The organism is Luteimonas sp. A501 (genome assembly GCF_054052085.1).
Window position 1 is genome coordinate 1 of the sequence record NZ_JBSVRI010000009.1, and the last position, 5,806, is coordinate 5,806.

7 protein-coding genes are annotated in these 5,806 nt (G+C 58.4%); all 7 read left to right on the forward strand.

The genetic code is table 11. The annotated features are described in order from the left end of the window. Positions 1-133: 133 nt before the first annotated feature. The 7 genes from ACW7G5_RS14425 (at position 134) to ACW7G5_RS14455 (ending at position 5,621) form a co-directional block, all read left to right on the forward strand. Positions 134-421 (forward strand): VOC family protein, encoded by a 288-nt coding sequence (locus ACW7G5_RS14425; RefSeq protein WP_457005656.1) that lies wholly within the window; start codon positions 134-136, stop codon positions 419-421. 124 nt (positions 422-545) lie between these two features. Next, positions 546-803 carry a hypothetical protein gene (locus ACW7G5_RS14430; protein ID WP_457005658.1) on the forward strand — a complete coding sequence of 86 codons (258 nt, stop codon included), beginning with the start codon at positions 546-548 and terminating at the stop codon, positions 801-803. A 147-nt stretch (positions 804-950) separates the two neighbouring features. Continuing rightward, a complete protein-coding gene (locus tag ACW7G5_RS14435; RefSeq protein WP_457005659.1) occupies positions 951-1,394 on the forward strand; it encodes a hypothetical protein in 444 nt (147 codons plus the stop codon). A gap of 130 nt (positions 1,395-1,524) precedes the next feature. Continuing rightward, positions 1,525-1,863, forward strand: coding sequence for a tRNA-binding protein (locus ACW7G5_RS14440; RefSeq protein ID WP_457005661.1), 339 nt, complete (start codon positions 1,525-1,527; stop codon positions 1,861-1,863). Between the two features lie 158 nt (positions 1,864-2,021). Then, positions 2,022-2,342, forward strand: coding sequence for a hypothetical protein (locus tag ACW7G5_RS14445; RefSeq protein WP_457005663.1), 321 nt, complete (start codon positions 2,022-2,024; stop codon positions 2,340-2,342). Between the two features lie 2,444 nt (positions 2,343-4,786). Continuing rightward, complete coding sequence (locus tag ACW7G5_RS14450; RefSeq protein WP_457005665.1) at positions 4,787-5,272, forward strand: hypothetical protein; 486 nt, start codon at positions 4,787-4,789, stop codon at positions 5,270-5,272. A 91-nt stretch (positions 5,273-5,363) separates the two neighbouring features. Further along, a complete protein-coding gene (locus ACW7G5_RS14455; protein ID WP_456966256.1) occupies positions 5,364-5,621 on the forward strand; it encodes a hypothetical protein in 258 nt (85 codons plus the stop codon). The last annotated feature ends 185 nt before the right edge of the window (positions 5,622-5,806 follow it).

Consider the following 5,806-nt stretch of genomic DNA (forward strand, 5'->3'; position numbering starts at 1 on the left):
CGCTCCAAAACCTGCTTCACCGCCTCTGCCCGGAACTCATCCGTGTACTGCTTGCTGCTCATAAACACCCCTGCTGTTGCCCTGAATTATGGCCTGCGGGTGTCTACAAAAGGTTGGCCGGTCCAGCCTCGACGTGACGGACTGGAACGGAGCCATCTTCAACTGGGGTGGTGACGGCAGCGAGCCGGGGATGACCCTTTGGAGTCCGTTTGCGGCCGACACGACCTACATGGCGCCGAGCTCCGCCTCGTTCATGATCAATTTCCGCGTCGCGGATCTTGACGCGTTGCTTTTGGCCCTGAGAACCGAAGGCTGCAATGTTATGGACAAGACCGAAACATCTGAGCAGGGCAAATTCGGCTGGGTCACGGATCCAGAGAACAACAAGATCGAACTTTGGGAGCCATCGACCGCGGCCTAACAATGCGTTCAAGCCGAAATTGCATCGCTACGCCGTCAACATGTCAGAAAAAGCTTGCCATGTTGCCAGCTACGCGCTGCAATTCGGCTTAACTTGAGCGTTAGGCCGCTCAAAGGAGTTTCGCGTGAGTTACAAGATTGAGCAGGACGACTCAAAGCGCGAGTCTTTCGCGGCGTACAAGTACCGCATTTACCAAGACGGTCGATTGATCGCCCACTACTGGCATGACTATCGAGGCGATGAACATGGCATCGAGTTCGTTAGTGGCGCAAAAGAGCTTTCGCCGCTTGGACAAATGACTGACTTCATCGAGGGCGGCGGCCCGCAACCGCTGGTGCTATCCCAGCGTGCGGTGGCATACATCAATGGCAAGCTGGCGTAGGGCTAGTGCGCGCAACTACTCGGCAGCGGCCTAACAATTCGTTCAAGCCGAACCCGCATCGGGGCACCGCCTGGGTGCTTATCCGCTACGCTAGCACCCAGTCGCCGCCCCGCTACGGGTCGGCTTAACTCAGGCGTTAGGCCTACCATGAAGCGACTACTCGCCGTGCTGCTTTCCATTCTCCTACCCACGAGCGCTGCGGCTCAAACGCCTGACTGGGAGACGGATCCGACCGAATCAAGGGTCGGAATCCACGTCATCCCGAACTTCGGGGATGATCCTACGGTTTACTCCCCGGAAATCACTGAGGCAGCTATTCGTTCTGCGCTCAAGAGCGTTGACTGGGTGGCTGGCTTCCACCAAGTGGTGGTGGTGTTCGCGCCCGGAACTTCAATGGAAGTGGGCGGGAGCCTTGATCCGGAGCACGGCCTCTCTGCCATGTACAGGAATCGCCGCGAGGAGATTGTGGCAGTCACGCGAGAGGCGCCGGAAACGGTGAGTGACTTGGAGGCCATCCTGCTTGCCTTTATCAAGCCGGGCGAAGGGTGGAAGCAAGTTCAAGAGTTCGACTTCTGGCATGGCGGGCGGTAGGCCTAACAATGCGTTCAAGCCGAAGTCGCTTCGTTCCGCAAAGCACATGGCAGGTACAGCTTGCCACGTGCTTTGCTCCACTGCGCGCCTCGGCTTAACTTAGGTGTTAGCCGCTGTGAGAGAGAGCTGCGTGGAAACCATTAGCTTCGACGATTTCCTGAAAGTTGAGCTGCGCGTTGGCCGGGTCGTCAGCGCGTCGGTGTTCGCGGAAGCGCGAAAGCCCGCCTATGTCTTGCACGTGGACTTCGGCGAGAAGCTTGGCGTCAAGAAGTCCAGCGCACAGATCACGGCGCTCTACCGACCTGAGGAGCTTGTCGGCAAGCTGGTGGTAGCCGTCGTCAACTTCCCTCGCAAGCAGGTAGGCCCTTTAATGTCCGAGTGTCTGGTGACCGGGTTCCATAATGAGCAGGGGGAGGTCGCGCTCTGCGTGCCCGATCAGGCAGTTCCACTTGGCACGAGGCTGCTGTAGTGGCGGCTAACAAGTCATTCAAGCCGATGCCGCTTCGCGGCACGGCTTAATTCTGGTGTTAGGTGTCGCACATGCAGCGTTGGCTCTTGATGGTTCTCATAGCCGCCTCTGGTGTTAGCTCGGGATCTGAACTCGCCTGCCCAAGAGAAAGAGCGCCCGTGTCCGAGTGGGTCGCATCACAGGTGGCGCGGTCAGAGAGCGTGTTCTACGGAACGCTCATCTTGGTCGAGCCGCCTATGCCTAAGTCCGGGGAGGCCTACGACATCTGGACAGTGGAAGTACGGGAGTCCTATAAAGGGGCATTCCGGGGTGGCAAGATCAAGCCCGAAAATACGGGCTGGGGAGTTCTTCCTGGTGAGTCGGCGGTGTTCTTCGTCGACTCCGCGGGACGCTTGCTACAGTGCAGCAGCTATCAGCACTACTTGTCAGACTTCGGTCTTATCAACGAGGTGCGTCGCGCTGTCCAGGGCGGCACCTAACAATTCATTCAAGCCGACGCCGCTTCGCGGCGCGGCTTAATTCAGGCGTTAGGCCTTGTTTCCCGCACTGTTGTTGCCGGGTTCCAAGCGATCTGTAGCGCCTCGCTTATCCGGAGCGTTTGCACCTCGCACGCGCGGTGCAGGCATCGGCAGTCAGCGCTGCAGCACCTCGGCTTCGGACAGGCGCGACTCTCCGCAAGATTTGACCGGCCGAGTCGGCTTCGGACAGTGCGCAATGAGAGTTCTTGACCGCGCGAGTCCAGTGTTCTGGCTTTGGCCCCGGCAAATGCCAGTCTCAGGCCGCTCGGCCAGACTTGTTGTACTGTTCGGCTCAGGGGTTGGGCTGTCGCAAGGTCGGGCGCAAGCTCGGCGTGCGGCGGCCTAACAAGTCGTTCAAGCCGAAGCCGCTTCGTTACGCAAACCACATGGCAGGTAAAGCTTGCCATGTGCTTCGCTCCACTGCGCGTCTCGGCTTAACTCTGGCGTTAGGCCTTGTTTCCCGCGCTGTTGTTGCCGGGTTCCAGGCAATCTGTAGCGCCTCGCTCATCCGCAGCGTTTGCACCTCGAACGCGCGGTGCAGGCATCGGCAGTCAGCCCTGCAACACCTCGGCTTCGGACAGGCGCGACTCTTCGCAAGATTCGACCTGCCGGGTCGGCTACGGGCGGTGCGCGGTGAGAGTGCTTGGCCGCGCGCATGGTGCGTTTCGGCAGCACCAGGCACGGCGCTTGTTGTACTGTTCGCCTCAGGGGTTGGGCTGCCGCACGTCGGGCGCAGGTGCCAGGGAACGGCGGCCTAACGAGTCGTTCAAGCCGATGCCGCTTCGCGGCACGGCTTAACTCTGGTGTTAGGCCTTGTTTCCCGCACTGTTGTTGCCGGATTCCAGGCAATCTGTAGCGCTTCTCTCATCCGCAGCGTTTGCACCTCGCACGCGCGGTGCAGGCATCGGCAGTCAGCCCTGCAACATTTCGGCTTCGGACAGGCGCGACTATTCGCAAGATTCGACCTGCCGGGTCGGCTTCACGCAGTGCGCGGTGAGAGTTCTTGGCCGCGCGCATGGTGCGTTTCGGCAGCACCAGACACGGTGCTTGTTGTACTGTTCGCCTCCGGGGTTGGGCTGCCGCACGTCGGGCGCAGGTGCCAGGGAACGGCGGCCTAACGAGTCGTTCAAGCCGATGCCGCTTCGCGGCACGGCTTAACTCTGGTGTTAGGCCTTGTTTCCCGCACTGTTGGTGGCAAGGTCCACGCGGGCTCGATCATTTCGCTCATCCACGGCATTTGGACCTCGCACGGGCGGTGGGCGCATCGGCAGGCGGCCCTGAAGCACCTCGGCTTCGGGGAGGCGCGACCCTCCGCAAGATTCGACCTGACGAGTCGGCTTCGGGCAGGACGCGGTGAGACTTCTTGGCCACGCGAGCCGACCTACTTCGCTCCGGTTGTCCCAGGTGCCAGCCCAGGCTCTCCGCCAAGACTTGTTGTACTGTTCGGCTCAGGGGTTGGGCTGTCGCGGGGCTGGCGCAAGTGCCGGGCAGCTGCGGCCTAACAAGTCGTTCAAGCCGAAGCCGCTTCGTTCCGCAAATCACATGGCAGATACAGCTTGCCATGTGTTTCGCTCCACTACGCGTCTCGGCTTAACTCTGGCGTTAGGCCTTGTTTCCCGCACTGTTGTTGCCGGATTCCAGGCAATCTGTAGCGCTTCTCCGCAGCGTTTGCACCTCGCACGCGCGGTGCAGGCATCGGCAGTCAGCCTTGCAACATTTCGGCTTCGGACAGGCGCGACTATTCGCAAGATTCGACCTGCCGGGTCGGCTTCACGCAGTGCGCGGTGAGAGTTCTTGGCCGCGCGCATGGTGCGTTTCGGCAGCACCAGACACGGTGCTTGTTGTACTGTTCGCCTCAGGGGTTGGGCTGCCGCACGTCGGGCGCAGGTGCCAGGGAACGGCGGCCTAACGAGTCGTTCAAGCCGATGCCGCTTCGCGGCACGGCTTAACTCTGGTGTTAGGCCGCACTCGGCGCGTGGTTGCAAGGTCGGGTTTCAGTTGTTCCTTCGGCCAGCTCGCGGCAAGCGCACAGGTTCGCTTCGTCCACATCGCACTGACCAGCTATTCGCTCTGGTCGTCGCATCGCCGCCTGCTGCATACGGCGTCCGCCGCCATGCTGTGCTTCGGGTGAGCCGCAAGCTCATAGGTCGGTACCAGCTCCATGCGCAGACTTCCCGCTTTGGTTACGCTTTTCGGCCAGGCCGTAGCAAGTTGTTGTAATGTTCCGGCTCAGGGGTTGGGCTGCAGTGTGTTCGGCGCGGGTGCCGGCGGCAGCGGCCTAACAAGTCGTTCAAGCCGAAGCCGCTTCGTTACGCAAACCACATGGCAGGTAAAGCTTGCCATGTGCTTCGCTCCACTGCGCGTCTCGGCTTAACTCTGGCGTTAGGTGGCAGGAGATCTCCCGCATGTCCGATAGAGATAAGTTTCCAGTCCCCACCGTGCTTTCTCGAGAGTATGCGAAAGAGCACAGCAACAAAAATTTCAGCTTTATTAGCATACTTCAAGAATCTTTCTCTAATAAAAATGACATTTGGAAAAAAACAATTCAGGCTGCCGCCCTTGAGAACGAGTTTCGCAGAACGCTAGCTGAAGCCATTGGAAATGATGATTCGTCGCAAAAAGCCAATGCGAAAGTTCTGCGGTTCTACATCAAGACAAGAATTCCTGGATTGAAATTTTGGTCAACAATGTTCTCTGCTTTCATAGCGCTGTTTGGCTTTACCGCAGCATTTATTGCACTTCTTTTTAGCACCTACTCCGTGTCCGCCCCCATTCTTGCGGGGGCGTTGATAGCGATTAGTGCGTTGTTGGCGACTTTCAAGTATTTCGTAGACAAAAGGATATTTTGGTACGACTACATTAGCGAGCACTTGAATGCAATTAGTGAGTAGCACAAACAATCCGCCACCCAACGATTCATTCAAGCCGACACCGCTTCGCGGCGCGGCTTAACTCCGGTGTTAGGCCTCATACGACGTAGTCATGCCACTCACAGAATCCGAAATTGAAGAGCTCAAGGCGCGAACCAAGCAGTTCGCTGAGAACTATCCCGACATAGAAAATCTAATCGCAAGCGGGAAAGTGAAATACAAATCTGGCTGGTATCAGATCAGCGATTCGGTAACCTTTGATCTTGTAAAGGACTATGTGACCGGTCTCAGATCATCAAATGATGGAAAGCTTCACGTCAAGTTATCCAAGCCAAGCAAGCGGCTCAAGTCGCTAGCGGCCAAGTTATAGTCACGGCAATGATGCCTAACAATTCATTCAAGCCGACGCCGCTTCGCGGCGCGGCTTAATTCTGGCGTTAGGCGCCAAACAGACATCTCTATGAGCTTTCACATCAATGGCATCGAGCCAGCGCTGAGCGGAAAGGTCTGCACTGGGCTCGCGGTGCAGCACTTCTATGAGGGCGCACGCATCGC